Below are 24,905 nucleotides of genomic sequence, written 5' to 3'. Positions count from 1 at the left end.
AGTTCAATCTAAAATTGTATTTTGGTTGTGTATTAATTATTATACAGATATGAACTTTTAGTTAGATTGATAAAATTTATTTTTATGCTGAAAACACCAATTGAACTGTCTTAGTTAAAACATCTGAATAGCTATATGTCACTTTTCTCTGAGTTTCATTTTCTAATCTAATTACAAAGATACTAGGATAAGCTTTTTCTATTACTCCTTTATTTACAAAAACTTTTCTTCTACCACCGTTTGCTTTCAATGTAACTTTATCGCCTACGTGGTCTTCAATATTTTTCCTTATCGAAACCAAAACATTTGGTTTTGCCATATTAAACACCTTCTCTCCACTATTATAGTATATACCCATGCGGGTATGATGTCAAGTAAACTTTATATTTTACAGTTAACAAATTGTTTTGTCAATATTAATTTTTTGTGAACAGAAACAGAATAGTACGATTAAGGTGATTTTTTATCAAAATTTCTTGAAATCACTCATATATTCAATATTATTTACAATACTAATGATTTTATACATAAGGCGATTTAGGAAATCCTTCTCTGTATTTTCCTCGTGTTTGGAGACCCCCTATTCCATTTGTCCTAGTTATTGTATTTTCAAGTGCTTCTTGGATAGAAACAACTTTCTCTATATTAGTGTAGGCTATTTTTTCACATAAAAATACTGGATCAAGGCAGTGAATCAAAACTCTACTTGGAGAACTTGCAAAATTTGCACCAGAATCTAAAATCTTTTCATAGCATGATTGACATGCTCCAGCAAATATAACCAAATCATCATAGTTAGGCTCATAATTTCTAAGTTCTAGAACTGATTTTACAAAATATTTTGAGTTCTTGTAATTATTTATATTCGTATAGTCAGTACACTCCTTGGCAATGGAATCATGGCCTGTAATAACTACAATATCGGGTTTTATATTCCTTACAAGTTCTACAACTTTCTCTGGCTGTTCTTTTTCAGATATATTTTTTCCTACAACATCCAACATAAGTTGTTTGTAAACTTTAATACATACATCTAGATATTCTACATCTCCATCTATATGAAGTATTTTACCTGGTCTCCCAAAAGCTAGTTCATTTTTTGAGTTACCTTGAGAAAATTTTCTATACTTGTATTCCTGTAATGGATCTCCCCTAAAGCCTCCTCCTCTAAAGCCCCCTCTATTCATCAAAATGTTTTTAATAGAATTGTTAACTTTTTTTGTAAATATTTTCTCGGTATCAGTTGAAGAATTCTCTGAAACCACTTCCAAATCATCTTCTTCAGCATCAGCTATTATTCTAAGATTCATGCCTTTCAGTGTATAAACAAATACTCCATTTACTTTTTCAATTCCTATTATTTTAAAGGTTATATCTTTTCCATAAGATTTTCTTACAACCATATCTCCTATTTTCATGCTTTCATCTCCGCACAACTAGTCATAATATATATACTATGAAATCAATCTATTTAGGTGCACAAATTAAGAGCCCTATTTTGGTTAATAACCATAATAGAAGCCCCTGCAGTTTTAAACTATTATTTTTTTATACTTCCTTTAAGTTATATAGCTTTTTAAATTTATCAATGAACTCTACATATTTATCTTTTTCAGAAATCAACTGTTCTAGCTTATTATTAAACGTATTTACAGGCCAGTTGACTTCATTATAATAGTATCTGTTGGCAAGTCTCCACACCCTCTGTGGAAATAACAAGAATGCAAATAAAACTGTATATTCTTCCTTTCTAAGTTCACTAACTTCATTATAAGAGTCTATTATAAGTTTTGCATAATCAATATTCCAATTCACTCTCTTTAAAACTTTAATCATAAAAGTTGAAATATCATATACTCTTATTTCTCGCTTACAGTAATCGAAATCTATTACATTTACATTATTATCATCATCAATTATAATATTATGATATGTGAAATCATGATGACAAAAACTCATCTCTTCCTCGGTTAATTCGCATAATTCATTATACTTTGAATTTTTAAGCACCTTTATAGCTCTTTTTCCAAAGTCCTTATAGAATTCCACCTCCCTTATATAATTCATATCAAATTTGCCCTTATTATTTTTCTTTCTACTCATATCTCGCATCTTATCAAGGGATCTAACTCTTTTTTCCATAAGATGATGCCATCTTCCTAGGTCTGTTTTAAGTTTGCTATTTTCAGGAGGCTCATATCCTTTAGAAGATTCATGCAAATTTGCAAGACACTTTGATGCATTTTTGATATCAACATCATCCTTAAAGTCACATTCTCTTCCAGAAATCCATTCCGATAAAGTGTATATATCTTCATTAACAAGTGCATATGGATTCCCGTTTATGTTAACTGAATATTTATCCACCTTTGGAAATCCATTCTTAATAAGATGCTCCTTCGCACCATAAACAAACAAAAGTTTTTGAGTACCGTAATTTATCTTTTTTAGGCATTTTAAACCTTTATTGGTTTTTAAAAAATATACACCTCTATTAGGCTTTATAGTTTCAATTTTAATATCAAACTGCCTCTCTATTTCAAATTCTCGCATCATGTTTAATCACCTCTATATATCTATATGAGCAGATCCCTCAGTTTAGAAGAATATTAACATTTTTAACTGTACTCTAATATAATAAAATATACTAAGTTTATGGGGAATTTTATCATGAGAATAGGAATTGATGGACGTGCTGCCAAATGGTATAGGGGCACTGGTATAGGTACCTACACTTACCAGTTAATAAATTGTTTAAATAAAATAGATAGAATAAACAATTATACTCTTTTTATGCCAGAAGAGTGCAGATTTGAAATGACTTTAAGAAAAAATTTTCAACTTAATGATACCAAAGATAATAAAAAAGATAATTTCTGGGATGATATAAATACTCCAAATATTTTAAAAGACGAAAAAATACAACTTTATCATATTCCCCAAAATGGAGTTGGGCTTCCATATACAAAAAATTGCAAGTTTATCATAACTCTTCATGATGTTATTCCATATCGAATGCCAGAAACTGTAAGTGATAGATATTTAAGATTATTTTCAGAATATATACCTAAAATAATACCAAAATGTGATGGAATAATTACAGTATCTAATTTTTCAAAGTCCGATATAATGAAGGCTTTTGATTTTCCAGAAGATAAAATATATGTAACTCCCCTAGCAAGCGAAGATATATATAAACCTCTCGACAAACGCATAAGTAAATATATAGCTAAAAATTATTACTCTATAGAAGGTGATTTTATACTTTACGTAGGGGGATTTAGTCCAAGGAAAAATATAATAGGTGCTATTGAAAGTTTTAAAAAATTTCTTTCTTTATACAAAAAGCCTATAACCCTTGTTATCGCTGGGAACAAAGGGAAATCATATAGTATATATAGAAAGTGTACCGAAAAATTGAATATACAGGATAAAGTTATATTTCCAGGATTTATATCTATTAACCATCTTCCTTATATATACAATGCATCAAAATTATTTTTATATCCTTCTTTCTATGAAGGTTTTGGTCTACCTACCATAGAAGCTATGGCTTGCGGTACTCCAGTAATAACTTCAAATAGAACATCTATGCCCGAGGTAGTCGGTAAAAGTGCTCTATTAATAGATCCTGAAAATCATGAGGATTTATGCAATGCAATGTTAAATATACTATCCGATAGTAAACTTTATGTCAATTTAGTGAAATCCGGATTGCATAGATCTTCCCAATTTAGCTGGAAAAAAACAGCAGAACACACTTTAAATATTTACAATAAAATAATAAATGAAAAATGATTTAAATATAAAAAAGTTTGTGCTAATTCAATACACAAACTTTTTATATTAAGTGAATCATTCAATACTAGATATTTCCTTTTGAAAATTTTCTAAAAATTCTTTTCTATCTTCTTTATAGGATGCTTTTTTTCTTATTCTTTCCAAAAATACACTTTCATCCCACTCTTTACGTCTAGCATAATAGTCCCTTGAAATAGTATAAAAATCATATGGAAAATTCAGCATAGCATCCAAAACTTTAATCTCTCTACTACTTAGGCTGTTAGTTTTGCAATAATTTTTAATTATTAATTTAGCTTTATTTATATCAAAAGCAAAATTTTTAATTACCTTATTTATAAAATTACATAAATCATGTACCTTAATATCGATTAAAGCATAATCAAAATCTATGAAATATGCTTCTCCACCTTTTATTAGTACATTATGGTAGGCTAAATCATTATGACATACAACTATCTTGTCATCTTCACTGCATAATTTATAATAGCCTGCATCCTCCAACATATTTATGCTTTTTTTTATTTCATCTATATAATAATCTGCATCTTTTATAAATATTTCATCAAATGCATTTTTCTTTTCATGTATATTTACTATATTTTTGAAAAACTCCATTTCTTCAATTCTTCTTTTGAAAGTGTCAATTGTCTTTCCAATATTATATTTACTGCGCAAGTTTGTCTTAAATCCCTCAGAGGCTCTATGAAGTTCTCCCAGTGATTTTGATACAATAGTCAAATCTATTGGATTATTAAAGTTACATTCAATACCATCAACTACATCCATTATACAGTACATATCACCATTCCAAATAGTATAAATATCTCCTTGCTTGTTTTTTACAAAATTTACAACTCTATTAAATTTAGCTCTTATATAATTTAGAACGTCATATATAAAGCTTAATTCCTCCTGCGTATATTCAATCTTCTTTAAAATCTTTTCGCCTTTATCCGTAGATATCATATAAACATTTCTAACTGGTACTACATCATATACTTTTAAATCAAAACTTTTAAAGAGTTCTATACATAAATCATATTCTGTAAGAAATTTCTTATCAGTATATTTCTCTGCCAACAATAAATACCTCCTTCAAATATTAATAAAAATTTACATAGATATCACTTTCTTTAGTTCATCAACATATACTTTTTCTGGTAGAGATTTTATTCTGTATCTATATTTATTGCAGCATTTCATAAATTCATAAGGATAACTGAGTACAGATATCATAAATTCTAAACTGTCTTTATCTAAATGCGATATATTACAAAATCTAGATATAATACTATAAGTATCAATATCTATTGATTTTCTTTTTAATTTTTTCAAAAAATTTATTCCATCCATTTCAACCATATTATAACAGCAACCATTTAAATTAACTACTTCTATAGTATCTTGCACTTTTCTCAGATTGTTAAAATATATATTTTTAAGACAAACTTCATTTCTACCCACGCTTCTTTTTAAGAGACATAAATAATTGCTTTCATATATATTGTCTATGCATTTTTTAGCTTTTTCCAAATAATTTTTTCCGACATCACCAATTATTTTCCTAAATTCACTATTATCATATCCAACTTCTATTTCCTTTAAGTCCCTTTTAAGCCATTTTATATACATTTTGTACTGCTCTATAGTTCTCCCAAGGTTGTTATTTAATCTTTTATTCATGTATCCTGTATAGCCCAAAGTTCTATTATGAAATTCATTTATGATCTCCAGCTGATTATCTATTTTTAAAGCATCTATATCCTTACTTTTAATCTGATAGTTAAAATTATCAACTTTAATTATTTTTTTGGCTTCCAGATACTTATAAAAACATGAATCAAGATCAAAATAGTACACTTATAAATCACCTCATTCTATAACAATAAAATACAGTAAGCTCAATGATGCTTCCTCATTTTTCTTAGTATTCTTCTCTTTTTCTTTTCAAGTTCTGCTTCCTGCTTTTTTCTTCTTTTTATTTTTTCCAATTGTTTTACTGTCTTCTTTAAACTATTTACTTTATTTTCATAATATCCCAAATCCTTATTTTCTATTTGTTCCTTATTTTCAGACCTTTTTTTATGAGACATTTGAGTCTTCCCCTTTCACTATTTTTAATTATATTTTTTAGTTCTGAACTCCTCTATAAATTCCTGTCTTTCTTCTTCATCCTCAAATATTTTTTTCAGTTTTTTAATAAATACTTCTTCACTCCATCTTTGCTTTTCCCAATAATACTGTATACCAATCTGCCAATATTCCTGTGGGAATTCCATAAAGGCTGCCATAATAGGTATATCCTCCTGAGCCACTTTATTTATTGAATTATAGGAATCCAGTACAAACAGTGCATTTTTTATTTTCCATTTCCCATGTTTCATTTTCCTTATTAACAAACTTGCTAAATCATGAAGGTGTGTGTCTAATATACAGTAATCAAAATCTATAATATTCATATCACCATCAGGACTTATAAGTACATTATGATCTGCATAGTCATGATGACAAAAACCACCTTTTATTACTTCAGTTTTCATTTTTTCTAAGTAGCTGCTTTCCGATAGATTGCCTATAGAATACCTACATTTTTCAATCTCATCATCGATTTTATTAAAGTAAAGATCATCAAATTCTGATTTATTTTCCTTATTTAAAATTCTTCTTTCGAAATCAAGTATTTCATTTTGCCTCGTATTAAATGTCTCCATCCACTTAAACCAGTAAATTCTTGGATTCATATTTCTTGTCAGCTTAAATCCTAAACTTTTCTTATGAAGCTCTGCAAGCTTAAAGGCAGCCCTTGATACATCAGTATCATTATCATAATCTGCTGTTCTGGAATCAATCCATGGCGTCAAATAGGCAAAACTATTTTCAATTTTTATATATTTTTGTCCAGATTTCGTATTCATTATTTTGGGTGTATTCTTAAATCCATACTTCTGCAAATGTCTTATAGCTAAAATGATGAATAGAAAATGCCCAAAGTCATAATTTATTACCTTTAAACAAGAATATTTATAACCATTGCCAATTTTATAGACATTTTTTATCTTTTCAATATATTCAATATGGATATTATAATTATTCTCAACACATTCACGTATACCTAAAATATCCACTCTTTTCCCTCCAAAATCACTATATTTGTAGTATATGAATGTTTATTTATGTATGTGATAAATCTTAAAATTCACCTTTTTATATGCACAGCAATAATATATACTATAATGTTTTAACAAAAGATTTAATCACTGTTTAATTTGCTTTATTATGGAGGTTATAATTAATGAAAATTGCCATTGATGCGAGAGGAATTAACTGGTATAAAGGTACCGGCATAGGCACTTATACAGATAGAATACTAACATATATGGTAAAAAAGCATCCTGAAAATTTCTATCATATATATTGGTCTGGAAATAAATATAATAATTTTAATAGAGAAAATACTAAAATAATAATGGCATCTAAAAGACAGCATAGATTTTTTGAGCAGTACTATTTCCCCCAGAATCTAAAAAAAGAAGCTATTGACCTATACCACATACCTCAAAATGGTATAGGTATTTCAGAAAATATAGATTGCAAAAAGGTTATAACTATTCATGATTTGATACCATATATACTACCTGAAACTGTAGGAAGGGGTTACCTTTCCAAATTTCTAAAGGAAATGCCTAAAATTATAAATATAGCTGATGCAATTATAACTGTATCTGAATGCTCGAAAAAAGATATACTAAAATTCTTTCCGATAGATAAAAATAAAATATTTGTAATACCACTGGCTGCAGATAAAAAATATAGGCCTCTAGATAAGGAAATGTGTAAAGATAAGATAAAATCGGAATACAATATTGATAAGCCTTTCATATTATATATAGGAGGTTTTAGCTCCAGAAAAAATGTTTCTTCTTTAATAAAAGCCTTTTCTAAGGTTCACAAAAATTTAGATAATGATTATAATTTGGTTATTGTTGGTTCGAATAAAGATGAATTGGGAAAACTAAAATATCTGTGTTCAAATTTAAGCATAGCTAAAAATATAAAATTCACAGGCTTTGTAAGAGATTCCATGATGCCAATTTTTTATAATGCTTCTGATCTGTTTGTATATCCATCTTTATATGAGGGCTTTGGTCTTCCACCTCTTGAGGCTATGAGTTGTGGTACTCCGGTAGTTACATCAGATGTATCTTCAATACCTGAAGTAACTAAAGATAGCGCCATATTAGTTAACCCAAATGATATAGAAAGCTTAACGTACTCAATTGAAGCAATTTTAAACGAGAAGAGCATACAAAATGAATTGAGTTTAAAAGGTTTAAACCGTTCAAAATCCTTCTCATGGGAAAAGACTTCTGAAGAAACTTTAAAAATATACGACAAGATATTAAATTCATAAAAATAAAATCTTCTAACTAGCTTTCCGCTCCTAGTTAAAAGATTTTATCTTAAAAAAATCCCTATGATTAATCCCCATATAAGTATTATACAATATATTTATCTTTCTGTAAACGTTTTATGGGTTTTTTTCTAAAATTTTTCCTATATAAGAAATTATAGTTTTTGTATCTTTCTGTTTTATATTATTGGGCCTTAAAATGCTATTTAATTTATTCTTTACTTCTGGAAAATACTTAGTATATTCTATATTTGAAGCTCCTTGTTGGGAAATTATAAATAATTTCCATATACTATCATCAAAATATTCTATAGATTTATTTATATCTTTAAAAGAATATGAATCTTTATATACAGGTATTCTACCATATTTATCTAATAGTTCTATCTGAAGTTTATCATCTGTAATCGCAAATTTTATAAATGCATTTGCGAGTTTGATGTTTTTGGAATTCTTATTAACAATTAAATTTATTCCACCTAATGATGCACTTGTATTCCCTCCCTGTTCAAACGCTGGCAGATTCATAACTCCCCACATTTTCTTACTTTCGGGCATTGCATTCATTAAGTTATGTGCAGAATATGAAGTTGCAATAAAGGCTAAAATACTTCCTCTACTGGCAGCATCTATAACTTCTTTCTCAGAATCAAAATTTATGATTGTATTTTGAGAATACATCTGCTTCTCTAGCTCAAATATTCTAGACCATTTTTCAGATTCAAAATCCAATTTTTCATTATTATTGAAATAGCTACTCCCAAGTTGGTTTGCCAGAATTAGATTTAAATCATTAGTACTTAAATCATTTCCCATAAAATATTTTCCGGTTTCCCTATTTAACTTTTTACCTATATCTATATAATCCTGCCATGTCTTAATATCCATAACATTTATTCCTTTATTCTTAAATATATCTCTTCTATATATTACAAGTCTAGGAATTGATTCCCATGGCACAGCATACACTTTATCTTTATAAATATCATTATGAAGCTTATTGTATATAATATTATTTCTATAGCTTGATATCAAATTTGTTAAATCCAGAATATTGTTTTTATCTTTGTCAATTATATATTTTATATCTTCATCATCGATACTCATAATATCATACTGATTTTTTATATTTTTTAAATTATCATCAACTCTTATATTTATACTAACATATTTCTGATTTTTCTCAAATTCCTTTGCTGCAAACTGAATCTGACTCTTGTGAATACTATCAGTTGCAATAGTTATATTTCCCCTATATAGTTCATCCGAGCTATAAGAATCCTTTTTCTGACATGATACTGTCATGATCAAATTTACAATCAGTATAAAAACTAAACTTAATTTCATATATCTCTTCATAAACATTCTCCTATATAAATTTATCTAAATTGTATATATAGAATTATAATACCATAAAAAGAGCTGAAGAAACTATTCTTCAGCTCTTTTTAGCCTTTTGCCATTTTATAATTTCCTTTTGAATCAAATTCCTCTTTCCATGCTTTTTCTGCATAAGGTTTAAAGTCACTTGATAATTTATCAAGTTTTGCTTGGAATTCTGGATCTTCAAGCATCATCTTCGCACCTTCGTCAGTAGGTTTTGCCCCCGTTTTTTTAGCAATATCCCTAATCTGTTTTGTGTTGTCGATCATCATACATGGCAAAAGCAAATTACGATTATATGGCTGTCTATTTCTCAATTCTTTAAAGAAATCTGATTTAAATGCATCAACAAGTTTTTTGCCACCTTTTAAACTATCTACAGCAAAATGTGCAAATATACATGGTTCTACCTGTTCTTCTGAGTTTATATGACAGTAGAACTTCCCTGCTATACAACCTCCTACATAGGGAGCATCATTGAAGAAATCAATGGTAAAGTACGGCTTTTCAGTCCTTATATGTCTTATTCTCTCTCCAAGTTTTAATCTTTGTTCAGGGGTAAGCATCAAACTCATATCCGGTTCTTTTCCAACAGGCATAAATAGAAAATACCAACTCATCTTGGCACCTTTTTCTATCAACATATCTATAAATTTATCCGAAGTTACTGTATCTATATTATGTCTTCCTGTTGCAGATGATACACCAAATAAAATGCCACGCTCCTTTAAAAGATCCATTGCATGCATGACTTTTTTGAATATTCCTTTACCTCTTCTGGCATCTGTTTCTTCTTCAAATCCTTCAAGAGAAAACATTGGAATGACATTACCAAGCTTTTGGATTCTATCAGCTACTTTTTCAGTAAATAAGGTCCCATTAGAGAACGGGGTAAACATACAGTCATTATATTTTTCATATAAATCGAGCATATATTCATTTATAAAAGGTTCCCCTCCAAGAATTATAAAATAATAAATTCCAAGATCTCTCGCTTCTCCAATAATCCTATCTAATTCTTCAAATGGTATATCATCTTCTTTACTATAACTTGAGGCATAGCATCCAGTACAACGTAAATTACACCTCATAGATGGACTTATAAGTATTGTAAAAGGCGTTTTTATCCCCGTTTCTTTTAAAAATTTCTCTCTTTTCGGTACTCCATACCAAGCTGCATTTGCAAAGAAATTTGTAAAAAACTTATCCATACAGTTTCTATTTGTATCCCTGACTATACTAGTAACAAGTTCATGAATTGCTGGATTTGTATTATATAATTCCTCTACTCTTAAAACTTTTCCTAAGCTTTCTTCATTTTTGCCTACTGTTTTCTTAACCAGTGCAAACAGCTTATCAAGACTTTTTTCTGGATTCTTACTATTTAACAATTGTACGCCAGCCTTTACCAGTGTGTCTTTAGCTGTTTTTTCTAACACTCCTGTTAACTTCATTTTGCCATTCCTCCCGATAAATATTAATTGATAAGAAATGATATTCCTACATATTATGAATAATTCCCATAATTACAATTTCTATAGCTACACTTCCATTATAACTTTCAAAATTTTAATGTTCAATTCACCAGTATCATAGATATTAGTTGATATTCATAGTCATTTAAAGATTCAAAGAGTGTTTCCATAAATTCTAGTATAAATCATCTAAAACAGTTATATTTAAAATATTTTGCAATTAAGGAATATTACACTATAACAATGCTGGAAATGATAACGATATAATTATTATGTCAATACAGATTATTTAATTTAGTATGAAAATTTATTGACTTTTAATAATTTTTTCTTTCAATGGATTCTATTTATCATGCTTGCTAAATAACCTGCACCAAATCCATTATCTATATTTACCACACTTACTCCACTTGCGCAACTATTTAACATGGCCAGGAGAGCCGAAAGTCCACCAAAATTAGCACCATAACCCACACTAGTTGGAACAGCAATAACTGGTTTATCAACCAATCCTCCAATAACACTTGCCAAAGCTCCCTCCATACCTGCTACAACAATTATTACCTTTGCTTCCCGTATTACATCTAATCTATTAAATAATCTATGTATACCTGCTACCCCTACATCATATATTCTTTCAACTCTTTCTCCAAACATTTCAGCAGTTATTGCAGCTTCTTCTGAAACTGGAATATCAGAAGTACCTGCAGTTATAACAGCTATATAAGTATCTGAAGATTTGATATATTTATTCTTTATAGTAATAATTTTTGATTCTTTGTTATATTTAGCCTTTGGGCATATCTCTTTTACTGCCTTATACTGTTCTTCGCTTGCCCTCGTCCCAAGTATATTGTCATTTTTTGTTAACATGAATTGAACTATACCTTTCACCTGTGAAACAGTTTTGCCAGCACAATATATTACTTCTGGATAGCCTACTCTAAATTCTCTATTATTATCAATCTTTGCATAACCTAAATCTTTGAATGACAAATCTTTAAGTTGTTCAGCAGCAACATCTATATTTAAAAACCCATTTTTTACATTCTCTAATAATTCTTTTATATATTTCAAGTCCAATTTATCACCCTATTTATCCTAGTTTAATTATTTCCCTCTGTATCTCAGATATGCTGATATTGTTTTTAATTGCAAGTTTTCTACAATCATCATATTCAGGCTTGGAACCTACTTTTCTACCTTTGTAATAAGAATTTTTTACTGTTATTTCTCCATATTTCGTCATTACCTTTTGGCTTTCTCTCTGGAGCTTATCCCTCTCAACCACATATTTTCTTACTCCTAAAGTCGTAGTATTTAAAAACACAATATCCATTATATCATCTTCATATTGCTCTTTATACAAAACAGTCAATTTCTCTGCTGGTCTCTGCTTTTTCATTATTATTGGAGTTAAGTATACATCTAATGCACCTTTTTCTAATAACTTATGTATTACATATTCATAGTTTTCTGGATTCATATCGTCTATATTACATTCCATAACTTTTATATGATCTTTAGAGTATCCTCCGTCACAGTTACCTGACTCATTGCTTTCCCCTATAAAAACTCTAATAACATTTGGTATGGAATCATTATCCTTTGTACCTATACCATACCCTATCTTATTTATCTTAAAATTCTTAGAATCTGTAAATTCAGATGTAAAATATGTCAAAATTGCAGCGCCAGTGGGTGTTGCAGCTTCAAATGGTACCTGTGATTTTATAGGAACACCTTTTAATATTTCAGCAGTAGCAGGTGCAGGTACTGGCAAAGTGCCATGTGCACATTTTACAAAACCATATCCCACTTCAACTTTAGAAGATACAACTTTATCTATATTCAAATAGTCGAAACATATAGCCGCACCTACAATATCTACAATAGAATCAACTGCTCCAACTTCGTGAAAATGTACTTCATATATAGAACTATTATGAACTTTTGCCTCAGCTTCAGCAACCTTCTTAAAAATTTCAAGGCTTATTTTTTTTACTTTAGAATTTAGTTTACTTGAATTTATAATATTTTCAATATCATGTAAATTTCTATGATGGGAATGGTGTTCATCACCATGAGAATTGCTACCATATAATAGGATAACGTCTACTTTTGTTCCTGCAATACCATTTTTAGTATTTTTTTTTATAACTATATTATATTCATTAATATTTAATTTTGCAAGTTCTGATACAAGATAATTTCCATCCACGCCAATATCAACCATGGCACCTAAATTCATATCTCCACTTATTCCTGAAAAACAATCATAATAAAGTATTTTCATAATATTGCACTACCCCTTCCCGAGATGTAAATTCTTAATAAAACATTTATTATTAATTATTGTAACATAACTGTCTATATTTAATAAACATAAAATTATTTGACATGCTCTAATAGTTTTATATAATTAATTATTATAGGGATGTGAATACTATGAAAAAACTAACTAGATCTTTTTACAGCAGAGATACTATTGAAGTGGCAAAAGAACTTTTAGGAAATATATTAGTTCATAATATAAATGGGAAACTGCTTTTTGGTAAAATAGTTGAAGTAGAAGCTTATAAGGGTATTGAAGACAAGGCCGCCCATTCTTACGGCGGAAGAAGGACAAAGAGAACAGAAGTAATGTACGAAATACCCGGAATTTCCTACATATTTATGATATATGGTATGTATAATTGCTTTAACATTACAACGGAAAAGAAGGGAATACCAAATGCAGTTCTAGTAAGAGCTTTGGAACCTTTAGATGATCTAGACACTCTTGCTTTTAATAGATTTAAAAAACATTATAACCAACTTTCAAAATATGAAATCAGGAATTTAACAAATGGTCCTGGAAAACTCTGCAAAGCTCTTTCAATAGACAGAAGTCAGAATAAAGAGGATCTATGTAAAGATAATTTATACATACTGGATGGCGGTACAAAAAATTTTGAAGTAAAATCATCAAAGAGAATAGGAATAGATTATGCAGAAGAAGCTGTTAATTATCCATGGAGATTTTATATAAAAGATAATATCTACGTGTCAAAAAATAAACTCCCAAGAAAGTAGTTAAATTAATGAATTATATTTATATATTAGAATGTTCTGACGGTACATTTTATACCGGATATACAAACAATATAAAGAAAAGAATACAGACCCACAATAATGGCAAAGGAGCAAAATATACACGTGGAAGACTTCCTGTGAAATTGGTTTACTTTGAAGAATATATTACAAAACAAGATGCTCTGAAACGCGAACACGAAATAAAGACTCTATCCAGAAATGAAAAAATTAAATTGATCCAATCATAATAGACCATACAGCTTGTTATTAACTACATGGTCTATTATTTATTATTTTTCACAGATACCTTTTTAAATTCATTTCATTTTTTAGAATATCTACCAGATACTTAACTTCCTGATCTTTATTTTTATCCATAACCAGTAAAACATCTTCAGAATCTATAATTATAAGATCCTTGACTCCAAAAGCTATTATAAACCTCCCATCTCCAAAAATAGTACAGTTTTCACTTGATTCCAAAAATGTATTTCCTTTTATTTTATTACCTTTGTAGTTATTTAAAAACCTTGCTAGAGCAGTAAATGTTCCCATATCATCCCATAAAAACTCACACTTAATTACGTAAGCCTTTCTGGTTTTCTGCATTATACCAAAATCTACAGAAATACCATCAATTATATCATATTGTTTTTTTATAACCTTCGTCTCTTCTTTTGTATTCAAGCTTTCATAAATCGAAATCATACTTTTATACATTTTAGGGAGATACTTCTGCATTTCTCTTAAAAATACATCTGCCCTCCACACAAACATTCCGCTGTTCCAAAGATAAGTTCCTTTCATTATAAGATCTTTTGCAACTTCCAAATTTGGTTTTTCTAAAAATCTCTCAACTTTAAAGCTAGTCATAGCAGCATTTATTCTCTGCCCCATTTCTATATAACCATAACCTGTTTCTGGTCTAGTTGGTTTAACCCCTATAGTTACAAGCCCTCTTTTTTTTTCTGCAATTTCTACTGCCTGATTAATAGTATCTATAAATAATTTTTGATCTCCTATATAATGATCTGACGGTAGAATTATCATAGATGCACTTGCATCTTTTTTGAGCAGTTTTACTGCTGAAAATCCAATGCATGTAGCTGTCTCCTTATTTTTAGGCTCTGCAAATATATTATCTTTACTTATATCAGGGAGTTCTTCCTGTACCTTAGCTATATATTCCTCATTGGTAATAATATATATATTTCTTCTATTTACCAAAGGAATAATCCTATCTACAGTATTTCTTAAAAAACTTTTATTGTTTACAACTCTTAAAAACTGCTTTGGATTTTTAGCCCTCGACAGAGGATAGAGTCTCGTACCCTTTCCACCAGCCAGGATTAATGCATATAACAAGTAATTTCCCCCTAATTATTACTTTAAAATAACTTTCAATAAATAGTTACTTATAAAACACTATAGTATATGTCCATTTAATAATAGTTGTGAACTTATGCAGGAAATTTAAACTAATTATACAACTTTAAGATTATTTAATCTATTATCCTGCTGGTTTTCCTCTTTGAGTCTATGTGTTTTTATTCCCAAATTTTTTAATTTTTTAAATACTCTATTCATAACAAGTTCAGGTTGCAAATAGAATTCGCTGCCTCTTATTTTCAAAAAAGTCCATCCGACCCTTTCAAGATCCAGCTGCCTTTCTATATTTTCTTTGAAACTATACTTTTCTTTCAAACCATCTCCCTCACATATAATAGCAATTCTACTTCTCTCACTTTCTATCATGAAATCTATATTATATCTGCCAATTTTTACTTGTGGAATTACCTTATATCCTCTATTTTTTATAATATTATACACATCTCTTTGGAAATCAGATTGAAACATCTGATCCACTTTCTTTCTATTTATGTTAAAACTATTGTAATTCATACAATAATTTAATAGAGAGTATCTCACACATTCTTTACTCAAATCCTCCAAATCTACAGAATGAAAAAGCCACATTTGATTTCTAGCCCTGCTGGAAGCTACATTGAACCTTCTTATATCTGCATCTCTAGAGAGAGAAGCAAATTTTACATCTTTAGAAATTACCATGGATAAAAACATTATATCTCTTTCATCCCCCTGAAATGAATAGGCATCTCCACATATAATTCTTCTCTTTATCATCTCCTCTGCTCCTAATTTTTTCCTAAGTATATTTTCTATTAAATTTCCCTGTGCTTCTCCCAAGAGAGATATTACCCCCATAGTCATTCCTTCATATCTTTTATCCATGCAACAGTCTATGACTTTATTTGCCAATGCTTCCGCTTCTATATTATTTATAGGTTTAGAAATATCCCTTTTTCCATCCACCCTAACGGTTTTTATAGGTGGATAAAAAGTTTGCTTTAATGTAGGATATCTAAGTGGTTTTATATTACCTGAATATGCCAATTCATTACTAAATCCTATTATTTCTGGAACACATCTAAAATGTTCTCTAAGCATCAATCTATTCGGAAACATTCTAAGTGCAGTATCATAAAGGCTTGTCTGAAGATCAAACCATTGATTATCAGGTATATCCTTTAGATATTTGTTTATTAGATTTGAAACAACTTTACTATCCACTCCTACTACTTCCGGACTTATTTGTTTATCATCTCCTACGATAACAGCTCTCTTGGCTCTCATAAGAGCACATAGAGAAAATATATCACTCTGACTACTTTCATCAAATATAATAACATCAAATAGATTTTTAGATAGCTTTATATTTTCAATAACTCTATTCAAAGGCATAATCCATACCGGTATAGCCTCCTTACATTTTTCCATCTCCTCTTGTGCAATCTTCCTGTACTTGGCCACCATCTTTCCTCTCCCCTTGCCAATTCTCTTTACAGCCTGCATCCAGGAAAACAAACTTCTTTTTTGGAGATCCGTTGTGTGAAGTATTTGATTATACCACGTACTTTTAGCTACTAGCTCTTTTATTATAAGCTTTTCTTTAATCTTTTCCCGTTCCAAGTCTTCTTCAATTTTTTCTGGATTTAGTCTATTAAGTTTTTGCAACAGGTTATTCCATTGAGACCATCTCCATGCTTTGCTAAAATCAACACACATATATTTTGATTTATCCCAATCTCTCACTATATTTTCCACTGTATCAGGGCATACTCTTCCTAGTTTATCCATTATTTCATTTATCTTGTATATTTTTTTCTTGATTACATTTATACTTTTCATCTCACTTACAATACAATTTATACCATCTAAAGATAAATTCTCTAGTTCATACTGTTTCCCTATATCTCCTTTCACAATCATCATAAATTTACTCAAATTGTCCAAATATGTTTTTGTCTCATTATATTCATTTATATTTTTTAAGCTCTCAATACAATCAATCAAATAATAATAGGTATCTATATTATACCAGTCTATAGATTTTGGAAGTGCTATTTTTCCTAATTTATCCAGAATATTTGGCTTGTAATCTGACTCCCATGTTACAATAAGCTTCAACTTTCTCAAATTTTCTTCTATTTCAAGTATATTCATTCCATCGGCAACATCATCTTCTTTATAATCTTTAATTATGTTATTCCACATGGTTTTCAATTCTCTCAAAATAGACTTTTTCTGGAGAAATAGTTTCACAATAATAGCTTGATCCATATTAGAGATCTGTCTTCCATCTACACTGCACCTAAAAAATATATAATTGCATTCTGGATGGATTATTCTAAACAATTTTCCTATCTTTTTCTTATCTTCTAAGGTTTTATATATTGTATTAAAATTTTTAAGGAATTTATCCATATTTTCTTCCGGAAGCTGGATTTCATGACTTCTAAGTTCATTTGATATTTTAGCAATCATAAGCATACAATTTGATGATTTGTAGTATAAATCCTTAAAGTTCTGCTTTACAACTTCATTTTTATTATAATTTTTGAATATGTTTTCCCACATTGTTCCCTTAAGCTGAATAGCATTATCTTTACAATTCACAGCCGCTTTTAAAAGTTCCTCATAGTTACATCTATCATTATGAGGTACATACCAATCCTTTACATTATTTTTATACTTCTCATAAGCTGGTTTTAATTTTTTATATTCTTCTATTTTAGAATAAATTTTTTGTTCTTCCGGTAATTTTTCTATTATACTTTTTATACTATCAAATTTACATTTTTCTTCTTTACTAATCTCACCCAATAAGTTTTTTAGTAAATCAAATTCTTCATCTGAAATTGGCATATTATTTTTTATACTTATAGTATCATGTATCCATGAATATTTATCCGAATTTTTCTTAACCCATTTTGCTATATCCAGCAAACTATATTTTTGACCTGAATAATTTATAGTCTCACTTTCTATATATTGAACTTCTTTTAATTTTTTATAAAGTGATTTTTGGTTATCTGTGCAAGAATTTAATTGATGTTTTAATATTTCTATATCCTTATATATATTTCTAGTATCTAAAGACAAGTTATTTGTTATTTTTCTCACCGTTTCATTTAATTCCTTAAAGGATTCCGAATCATTTCCTAGTAAGCTTACACAAAGTGGCTTTATTTCCTCTGGCATCTTCTGTGTAAGCACTCTTAATGCTCTATCCGTCTGACTTGTTACCAGTATTCTTTTACCATATGCAAGTAGGTGACATATCAAATTGACTATAGTATGGCTCTTTCCTGTACCTGGAGGTCCTTGCATTACTACCCCATAATTTTCCGATATTCTCTTTATTATCTCTCTTTGTTCAGAATTTGCAGGTAGTGGAAATAATACTCGTTTGGATATCTTTTCCCAATCTTTTCTATCCTCAAGACTATCCTTTTCATTTACACTGTTTTCGCCAACCAAAGCCTTAACAGTTTCAGGTATAGGATAACCATTTTTTATATTTTTCAATATATCATTAATTTCAGATTGCCATAACTTCATATTATTGTTTCTTACAAATACAACAAAAGTATTATATAATACAGGAAATTCACAAAATTTAATTCTATCTTTGGAAAAATATCCATCCTCAATTTTACCTGAATTGCCAAGACTGGAAATTATATCAGAAAATACTTCCTTAGTCTCATCTTTAACCCTTGGGTCCAGATTCATATTATTAACTCTATCTTCAAGTTTGAATATATCTTCCAAATTATCTTGTTCCAAATCCTCAAATATAGTTGATTGGAATTTGGTCTTTCCTGAAGGGACTAGGCTAAAAGCTCTTTTCAATGCATTAAATTCTATTTTCATCCTTGTTTCAAGTACTGGATGAATAATTTTCTCATTATTTAATTTCCACGATAGCAATCCATATCCACATATTATTTCAAAATTTTCTCCTCGTTTTTCATTTTCCTGATATAATTTAAAAAAATCATCATATAGTTTACCGCATTTTTTATTTATATCTATCCATAAGTCATTTGTAGGATTTTTATTTATAACACATCCTTGCAAATTTGAAAATTCCTCTTCCCAGTATAATTTATCATAATCGTATACACTTCTTATAGTTTTTTCATTTATATTTTTTAGACTCAATAGATATAAAAATATTTTTTCTACCTTTTCTCTATAACTCATATTCTCCTCCTATTCAAATAAATGAAATAGCTTTAACCTAATTAATATACTCCCTTTTATGTTAAATTATACCATCAATCTGTAAATCATACAAAAAAATCGTTAAACAAATTTCAGATTAAATCTACAAAAAACATTAAAAAAAGAGAATCACTACAAGAATAACTAAATTTCTGTAACATGAATCCTCTTTTATTTCAATTAAAATGTACCTATGCTTTTATTCTTCTAAATCTTACAAGCAACTTATATACTATTAGTAAGATTACTATAATTACCAAAACTATATCTGCAAAATGAAACCATTGACGTATTAATGTCCAACTTTCACCCATTTTATACCCTGCAAATGACAATATAACACTCCATATAGATGATCCTATAAGCGTATATACCGTAAATTTTTTAAAATTCATTTTACTAATCCCTGCCGGGAGTGAAATAAATGTTCTTATTATAGGCAATAATCTTGAAAAAAATACTATACTTTCTCCATACTTATTAAAGTAATAATCACTTTTTTCAATATGAGCTTTAGATAGTCTAAGCTTATCCGCATACTTTTCCACCAGTGGTCTTCCTCCAACCTTACCTATATAGTAAGCTATACATGATCCAAAAGTTCCACCTAAAGTTCCAAATACTATAACAGCACACAGATTTAGTCTCCCAGAGAAACTTAAATATCCTCCAAAAGGTAATATAGCCTCACTAGGTATAGGTATACATGCACTTTCCAATGCCATTGCAATAAAAATTCCTATGTACCCTGTTTTATCCAGTGCAACAATAACTAGGCCTATTAATGTTTCTACCATAAATTTTTCCTTCCCAATAGTTCCCATTTCATTACATTTGACCAACTAAAATAATAATTGAATTATTTTTTACAAGAATCCCTTTCAATTATATCATGTCCTAACACATATTTTTTGGTAACAACATCTTTTTTATTTATTATCTTTATAAGCATTCTCATTCCTACAGACCCCATATCATACAATGGCTGTGCTACTGTAGTTATTTTAGGATAGAATATTTCTGAAGAATATATATTTCCAAATCCTACTACGTCTACATCATCAGGCACCTTTATATTTCTATCTCTAAGTGCATTTATAGCCCCCATAGCAACTTCATCACTACAACAGAAAACAGAATCTATATTTTCCTTATCCAGTATCTCGTTTATACCATCATATCCGTCCTTTGCTTTTAATGAAGCAAAATAAGTAATATTACTATTAACTTTCAGGTTATTATCTTCAAGTGCCTGTTTATACCCAATATACCTTACGGCATTAGCATTTGCTTCATCTTTATGAGTACCTATATATGCTATTTTTTTATCTCCCTTTTGAATCAGATAATTCACTCCATCATAAGCTGCCTTTTTATTATCGATAGTAACGCTAGGAATATCTTCCTCATCACTTGCAGTTTCTACCAATACCATTGGAAGCTGAAGTTGTTTTATAAGTTCCAAAATAGCTGGCTCCAAGGAAGCACTCATATATAAAATGCCATCCACCATCTTTTCCTTCATAACTCTTAAATATTCCATTTCCTTTTCAAAATCAAGATCAGTATTGCAAAGCATTATATTATAATCATATATATTAGCTACATCCTCTGCCCCTCTTACAATTTCAGGATAAAACTGATTTGATATATCCGGTATTATTATACCTATTGTTTTTGTTTTCTGAGTTTTAAGACTTCTTGCTATTATATTAGGTCTATAACCTAATTTTGATATAGCCTCTAATACCTTTTTTTTAGTATCTTCATTCACAACGTCTACATCATTTAACACCCTAGAAACTGTAGCTATAGAAACACCCGCTTCCTTAGCTACATCTTTAATTGATGCTGCCATTCCACTCACCTACCAATTCGGTTTCTTTTTATAATTATACTTATAAAATCAAACTATTACAAGTTAGTTTATACTATTTTTAATAATTTAGTATAATATATATAATAAAATTATATCTTTACATGTAAAGCAAGTTACAATTATAGAAAATAAAATTATAACTTGCTCAACCAAAATGTAAAAATTCAATCATTTAATTACTTCTACTGCAATTTTGAAACTTTCCCCATTTATCTTATAACTATTATATTTTTTATCCTCACCATACACTACTTTCAAGGATAATGTCTCCTTCTTTATTTGACTTTCAAATTTTTTAACTATACCTTCAAGATAGCTGTTTCCAGCAACATACAATTTTATATTGTCAGCTACTTCAAAGCCACTTTCTTTTCTCAGATTCTGAATTTTACTCAATATCTCCCTCAAGTTTCCCTCTTCTTTAAGTTCTTCTGTTATTGTAGTTTCAAGAACTATTCCTACTGTACCTTCTCCTGCAAATGCGAAACCTTCCAATCCCTGCATTGTAACAAGTACATTTTCAGAATTTAAATTTATTCTTTGTTCCCTTACTTCAATTTCAACGGATTTTCCACTTTTTATATCTTGAGCAAGTTCCATCTGATTCATGGAAGATATTTTTTTCCTTATATCAGGTATAAGCTTTCCATACTTTCTTCCCAATACGGGTAAATTAGGCTTGATATCAAAATTTACATATTTAGATAAATCTGCACCAAATTCTATATTCTTAATGTTAAGTTCTTCCTTAATTATATTTCCATAATAGTTAGGAAGTGTTTCCAAACTTACCAGCATCTCTGAAAGAGGCTGCCTATTTTTTATATTGGCTGTATTTCTAGCACTTCTTCCAAGCTTAACTATATTATAAGCTTCTGCCATATCATTTTCCAGCTTTTCGTCTATTATACCATTGTTATATTGAGGCCATCTGCATAAATGTACACTTTCAGGAGCATTTTTATCCAAATTTACTACTAAGTTTTGATAAATTTCTTCTGATACGAAGGGAATAAATGGTGCTGTAATTTTAGTGAGTACAGTAAGCACATTATATAAAGTAATATACGCTCCTATTTTATCATTCGTCAACTCGGAACTCCAAAATCTGGATCTATTTATTCTTACATACCAATTCGAAAGACTGTCAACAAATTCTCCTATGTTTACTGCTGCCTGAGTAACTTCATAATGGTCCAAATGATATTCAGTTTCCTTTATAAGAGAATTTAGTCTTGACATAATCCATTGATCCATCACATTTTCAGATGTAAAATCTTTATAATCAAGTGGATTAAAGCTATCAAGATTAGCATATAATACATAGAATGAATATACATTCCAAAGTGTACCTAGGAACTTTCTCTGACTGTCCTGTACTGCCTCTTCATAGAATCTTGAAGGAAGCCATGGTGCACTGGAAGTATAAAAGTACCATCTTGTAGCATCTGCACCCTCATTATTTAGAACTACAGTTGGACTTAGCACATTACCTTTGTGCTTTGACATTTTAAGTCCATGCTTATCCAATACATGGCCCAATACCATACAATTTTGAAATGGACTCTTGTCAAATAACACTGTAGATATAGCCATAAGAGTATAGAACCATCCTCTTGTTTGGTCCACTGCCTCAGTTATATATTGTGCCGGAAAATTTTTTTCAAATAAATCCTTATTTTCAAACGGATAATGATGCTGTGCAAATGGCATAGAACCAGAATCAAACCAACAGTCTATAACTTCAGTTACTCTTTTCATCTCTTTACCACAGTGAGGACATTTCAATTTAACCTTATCTATATATGGTTTGTGCAGTTCTATATTTTCCGGAACATTAATCCCCTTTTCCTTGAGCTCTTCTATGCTTCCAATACATTCTTTGTGTCCGCATTCACATTCCCATATTGGAAGTGGTGTACCCCAATATCTTTCTCTACTTAAGTTCCAGTCTATTACACCTTCAACAAATTTACCGAATCTTCCCGTTCTTATATTATCAGGATACCAATTGGTGTTATTAGTATTTTCTACTAGACTTTCTCTCATGGAGGACATCTTTATAAACCATGTCTTTCTTGGATAATATAAAAGTGGAGTATCACATCTCCAACAGAATGGATAGGAGTGAGTAAATTTCTCAGATTTATAAAGAATATTCTTTTCTTTTAGATATTCTATTATTTTAGGATCTGCATCTTTAACAAACAATCCCTTCCATGGAATAACTTCATCCTTATATTTTCCCTGAGTATCTACAGAATTTACAACAGGTATATTGTATTTTTTACATACATTGCTGTCATCTTCACCAAAGGCTGGAGCCGTATGTACTACACCTGTTCCATCTGTAAGCGTTACATAATCTCCGTGTACAACATAGTGAGCTTTTCCTTTAAACTTAGCAAAGTTGAACATTGGTTCATATTCCAGGCCCAAAAGTTCTTCACCTTTGAACTTTTTTACTACTTCATATTCCTCCTCCAATTTTCCAAGAAGAGCTTCTGCAAGTATCAGGTGTTCATCCTTGTTTACTACCTCTACATAATCATAGCTCTTATTTACTGCAAGAGCCATATTATTAGGAAGTGTCCACGGCGTAGTAGTCCATGCAAGCATATATCTGTCAGAGTTTTTAAGCTTAAATTTAACGTATACCGATGTCTCTTTTACATCCTTGTAACCCTGGGAAACCTCATGGGATGAAAGTGCAGTTCCACATCTCGGACAATAGGGAACTACTTTATATCCTTTGTATAATAATCCTTTATCCCACATCCTTTTTAATGCCCACCATTCTGATTCTATATAATCATTATGATAAGTTACATATGGATTATCCATGTCTACCCAGAAACCTATTCTGTCAGACATTTCTCTCCATTCACTTATATATGTAAATACACTATCTTTACATTTTTTTATGAATTTTTCCACTCCATATTGTTCTATCTGAGGCTTACCAGATATGCCCAGTTTCTTCTCAACTTCAAGTTCAACTGGAAGCCCATGGGTATCCCATCCTGCCTTCCTCAATACATTATAGCCCTTCATAATTTTATATCTTATTATAAAATCCTTCATGACTCTTGTTAAAACATGCCCTATATGGGGATCACCATTTGCAGTTGGCGGACCATCATAAAAAGTAAAATACTCTCCATCTTTATTTAATTCGAAATTCTTTTCAATAATTTTATTTTTTTTCCAAAAATCTACTACATCTTTTTCTCTGTCAATAAAATTCCTGGAATTATCAATCTTATTATACATAGTTTAACTCTCC

Annotated in this window: 20 protein-coding genes; 4 read left to right on the top strand and 16 right to left on the bottom strand. The window is 29.6% G+C overall.

Going from position 1 to position 24,905, the window contains the following annotated elements; translation table 11 throughout:
• Window positions 1-82: 82 nt before the first annotated feature.
• The 3 genes from ACSVC9_RS15375 to ACSVC9_RS15365 form a co-directional block, all read right to left on the bottom strand.
• Window positions 83-319: a Veg family protein gene (locus ACSVC9_RS15375; RefSeq protein WP_446898277.1), complete on the bottom strand. Its 237-nt coding sequence runs from the start codon at window positions 317-319 to the stop codon at window positions 83-85.
• Window positions 320-521: 202 nt separating this feature from the next.
• The gene (yabG, locus tag ACSVC9_RS15370; protein WP_446898276.1) at window positions 522-1,418 is read right to left on the bottom strand and encodes a sporulation peptidase YabG; all 897 of its coding nucleotides are present in this window, start codon (window positions 1,416-1,418) and stop codon (window positions 522-524) included.
• Window positions 1,419-1,548: 130 nt separating this feature from the next.
• Complete coding sequence (locus ACSVC9_RS15365; protein ID WP_446898275.1) at window positions 1,549-2,556, bottom strand: CotS family spore coat protein; 1,008 nt, start codon at window positions 2,554-2,556, stop codon at window positions 1,549-1,551.
• Window positions 2,557-2,670: 114 nt separating this feature from the next.
• Between ACSVC9_RS15365 and ACSVC9_RS15360 the strand changes: the two genes are divergently transcribed.
• Window positions 2,671-3,798 (top strand): glycosyltransferase family 4 protein, encoded by a 1,128-nt coding sequence (locus ACSVC9_RS15360; RefSeq protein WP_446898274.1) that lies wholly within the window; start codon window positions 2,671-2,673, stop codon window positions 3,796-3,798.
• Window positions 3,799-3,855: 57 nt separating this feature from the next.
• Here ACSVC9_RS15360 and ACSVC9_RS15355 read toward each other — a convergent pair whose 3' ends face one another.
• Genes ACSVC9_RS15355 through ACSVC9_RS15340 form a run of 4 tightly spaced genes read right to left on the bottom strand, consistent with a single transcriptional unit; the run spans window position 3,856 to window position 6,929 of the window.
• Complete coding sequence (locus ACSVC9_RS15355) at window positions 3,856-4,884, bottom strand: CotS family spore coat protein (RefSeq protein WP_446898273.1); 1,029 nt, start codon at window positions 4,882-4,884, stop codon at window positions 3,856-3,858.
• 33 nt (window positions 4,885-4,917) lie between these two features.
• Complete coding sequence (locus ACSVC9_RS15350; protein WP_446898272.1) at window positions 4,918-5,664, bottom strand: spore coat protein; 747 nt, start codon at window positions 5,662-5,664, stop codon at window positions 4,918-4,920.
• Between the two features lie 41 nt (window positions 5,665-5,705).
• Window positions 5,706-5,897, bottom strand: a complete 192-nt coding sequence (locus tag ACSVC9_RS15345) for a hypothetical protein (protein WP_446898271.1) — start codon at window positions 5,895-5,897, stop codon at window positions 5,706-5,708.
• Between the two features lie 24 nt (window positions 5,898-5,921).
• The gene (locus tag ACSVC9_RS15340; RefSeq protein ID WP_446898270.1) at window positions 5,922-6,929 is read right to left on the bottom strand and encodes a CotS family spore coat protein; all 1,008 of its coding nucleotides are present in this window, start codon (window positions 6,927-6,929) and stop codon (window positions 5,922-5,924) included.
• A gap of 167 nt (window positions 6,930-7,096) precedes the next feature.
• Here ACSVC9_RS15340 and ACSVC9_RS15335 point away from each other — a divergent pair, with 167 nt between their 5' ends.
• On the top strand, window positions 7,097-8,215 hold the full coding sequence (locus ACSVC9_RS15335; protein ID WP_446898269.1) for a glycosyltransferase family 4 protein: 1,119 nt from the start codon (window positions 7,097-7,099) through the stop codon (window positions 8,213-8,215).
• Window positions 8,216-8,332: 117 nt separating this feature from the next.
• Here the strand turns inward: ACSVC9_RS15335 and ACSVC9_RS15330 are convergent, their stop codons facing one another.
• The 4 genes from ACSVC9_RS15330 to larC all read right to left on the bottom strand — a co-directional run bounded on the left by ACSVC9_RS15330 (window position 8,333) and on the right by larC (window position 13,372).
• A complete protein-coding gene (locus tag ACSVC9_RS15330) occupies window positions 8,333-9,574 on the bottom strand; it encodes an ABC transporter substrate-binding protein (protein ID WP_446898268.1) in 1,242 nt (413 codons plus the stop codon).
• Between the two features lie 89 nt (window positions 9,575-9,663).
• On the bottom strand, window positions 9,664-11,052 hold the full coding sequence (locus ACSVC9_RS15325; protein ID WP_446898267.1) for a radical SAM protein: 1,389 nt from the start codon (window positions 11,050-11,052) through the stop codon (window positions 9,664-9,666).
• A gap of 354 nt (window positions 11,053-11,406) precedes the next feature.
• On the bottom strand, window positions 11,407-12,156 hold the full coding sequence (larB, locus tag ACSVC9_RS15320) for a nickel pincer cofactor biosynthesis protein LarB (RefSeq protein WP_446898266.1): 750 nt from the start codon (window positions 12,154-12,156) through the stop codon (window positions 11,407-11,409).
• Window positions 12,157-12,169: 13 nt separating this feature from the next.
• Window positions 12,170-13,372 carry a nickel pincer cofactor biosynthesis protein LarC gene (gene larC / locus ACSVC9_RS15315; protein ID WP_446899879.1) on the bottom strand — a complete coding sequence of 401 codons (1,203 nt, stop codon included), beginning with the start codon at window positions 13,370-13,372 and terminating at the stop codon, window positions 12,170-12,172.
• Window positions 13,373-13,521: 149 nt separating this feature from the next.
• Between larC and ACSVC9_RS15310 the strand changes: the two genes are divergently transcribed.
• Complete coding sequence (locus tag ACSVC9_RS15310; protein WP_446898265.1) at window positions 13,522-14,148, top strand: DNA-3-methyladenine glycosylase; 627 nt, start codon at window positions 13,522-13,524, stop codon at window positions 14,146-14,148.
• Between the two features lie 8 nt (window positions 14,149-14,156).
• Window positions 14,157-14,396, top strand: a complete 240-nt coding sequence (locus ACSVC9_RS15305; protein ID WP_446898264.1) for a GIY-YIG nuclease family protein — start codon at window positions 14,157-14,159, stop codon at window positions 14,394-14,396.
• Between the two features lie 49 nt (window positions 14,397-14,445).
• Here the strand turns inward: ACSVC9_RS15305 and ACSVC9_RS15300 are convergent, their stop codons facing one another.
• The 5 genes from ACSVC9_RS15300 to ileS all read right to left on the bottom strand — a co-directional run bounded on the left by ACSVC9_RS15300 (window position 14,446) and on the right by ileS (window position 24,892).
• Window positions 14,446-15,513 carry a mannose-1-phosphate guanylyltransferase gene (locus tag ACSVC9_RS15300; RefSeq protein ID WP_446898263.1) on the bottom strand — a complete coding sequence of 356 codons (1,068 nt, stop codon included), beginning with the start codon at window positions 15,511-15,513 and terminating at the stop codon, window positions 14,446-14,448.
• A gap of 117 nt (window positions 15,514-15,630) precedes the next feature.
• A complete protein-coding gene (locus ACSVC9_RS15295) occupies window positions 15,631-19,719 on the bottom strand; it encodes an AAA domain-containing protein (protein ID WP_446898262.1) in 4,089 nt (1,362 codons plus the stop codon).
• A gap of 212 nt (window positions 19,720-19,931) precedes the next feature.
• Entirely contained in the window at window positions 19,932-20,537 is a 606-nt protein-coding gene (locus ACSVC9_RS15290; protein ID WP_446898261.1) for a DedA family protein, read from the bottom strand.
• Window positions 20,538-20,599: 62 nt separating this feature from the next.
• Window positions 20,600-21,598 carry a LacI family DNA-binding transcriptional regulator gene (locus ACSVC9_RS15285; RefSeq protein ID WP_446898260.1) on the bottom strand — a complete coding sequence of 333 codons (999 nt, stop codon included), beginning with the start codon at window positions 21,596-21,598 and terminating at the stop codon, window positions 20,600-20,602.
• A gap of 189 nt (window positions 21,599-21,787) precedes the next feature.
• Window positions 21,788-24,892 carry an isoleucine--tRNA ligase gene (gene ileS, locus ACSVC9_RS15280; RefSeq protein WP_446898259.1) on the bottom strand — a complete coding sequence of 1,035 codons (3,105 nt, stop codon included), beginning with the start codon at window positions 24,890-24,892 and terminating at the stop codon, window positions 21,788-21,790.
• Window positions 24,893-24,905: the final 13 nt, after the last annotated feature.

The organism is Clostridium sp. LBM24168 (assembly GCF_052953915.1).
The sequence above is the reverse complement of the archived record's forward strand: the minus strand, read 5'-3'. Positions and strand labels throughout refer to the sequence as shown.

Bases quoted from the DNA above. Each gene is read 5' to 3' on its own strand.
- ACSVC9_RS15375 (WP_446898277.1), bottom strand. From the start codon at position 319: ATGGCAAAACCAAATGTTTTGGTTTCGATAAGGAAAAATATTGAAGAC.
- yabG (WP_446898276.1), bottom strand. From the start codon at position 1,418: ATGAAAATAGGAGATATGGTTGTAAGAAAATCTTATGGAAAAGATATA.
- ACSVC9_RS15365 (WP_446898275.1), bottom strand. From the start codon at position 2,556: ATGATGCGAGAATTTGAAATAGAGAGGCAGTTTGATATTAAAATTGAA.
- ACSVC9_RS15360 (WP_446898274.1), top strand. From the start codon at position 2,671: ATGAGAATAGGAATTGATGGACGTGCTGCCAAATGGTATAGGGGCACT.
- ACSVC9_RS15345 (WP_446898271.1), bottom strand. From the start codon at position 5,897: ATGTCTCATAAAAAAAGGTCTGAAAATAAGGAACAAATAGAAAATAAG.
- ACSVC9_RS15335 (WP_446898269.1), top strand. From the start codon at position 7,097: ATGAAAATTGCCATTGATGCGAGAGGAATTAACTGGTATAAAGGTACC.
- ACSVC9_RS15330 (WP_446898268.1), bottom strand. From the start codon at position 9,574: ATGAAGAGATATATGAAATTAAGTTTAGTTTTTATACTGATTGTAAAT.
- ACSVC9_RS15325 (WP_446898267.1), bottom strand. From the start codon at position 11,052: ATGAAGTTAACAGGAGTGTTAGAAAAAACAGCTAAAGACACACTGGTA.
- ACSVC9_RS15310 (WP_446898265.1), top strand. From the start codon at position 13,522: ATGAAAAAACTAACTAGATCTTTTTACAGCAGAGATACTATTGAAGTG.
- ACSVC9_RS15305 (WP_446898264.1), top strand. From the start codon at position 14,157: ATGAATTATATTTATATATTAGAATGTTCTGACGGTACATTTTATACC.
- ACSVC9_RS15295 (WP_446898262.1), bottom strand. From the start codon at position 19,719: ATGAGTTATAGAGAAAAGGTAGAAAAAATATTTTTATATCTATTGAGT.
- ACSVC9_RS15290 (WP_446898261.1), bottom strand. From the start codon at position 20,537: ATGGTAGAAACATTAATAGGCCTAGTTATTGTTGCACTGGATAAAACA.
- ACSVC9_RS15285 (WP_446898260.1), bottom strand. From the start codon at position 21,598: ATGGCAGCATCAATTAAAGATGTAGCTAAGGAAGCGGGTGTTTCTATA.
- ileS (WP_446898259.1), bottom strand. From the start codon at position 24,892: ATGTATAATAAGATTGATAATTCCAGGAATTTTATTGACAGAGAAAAA.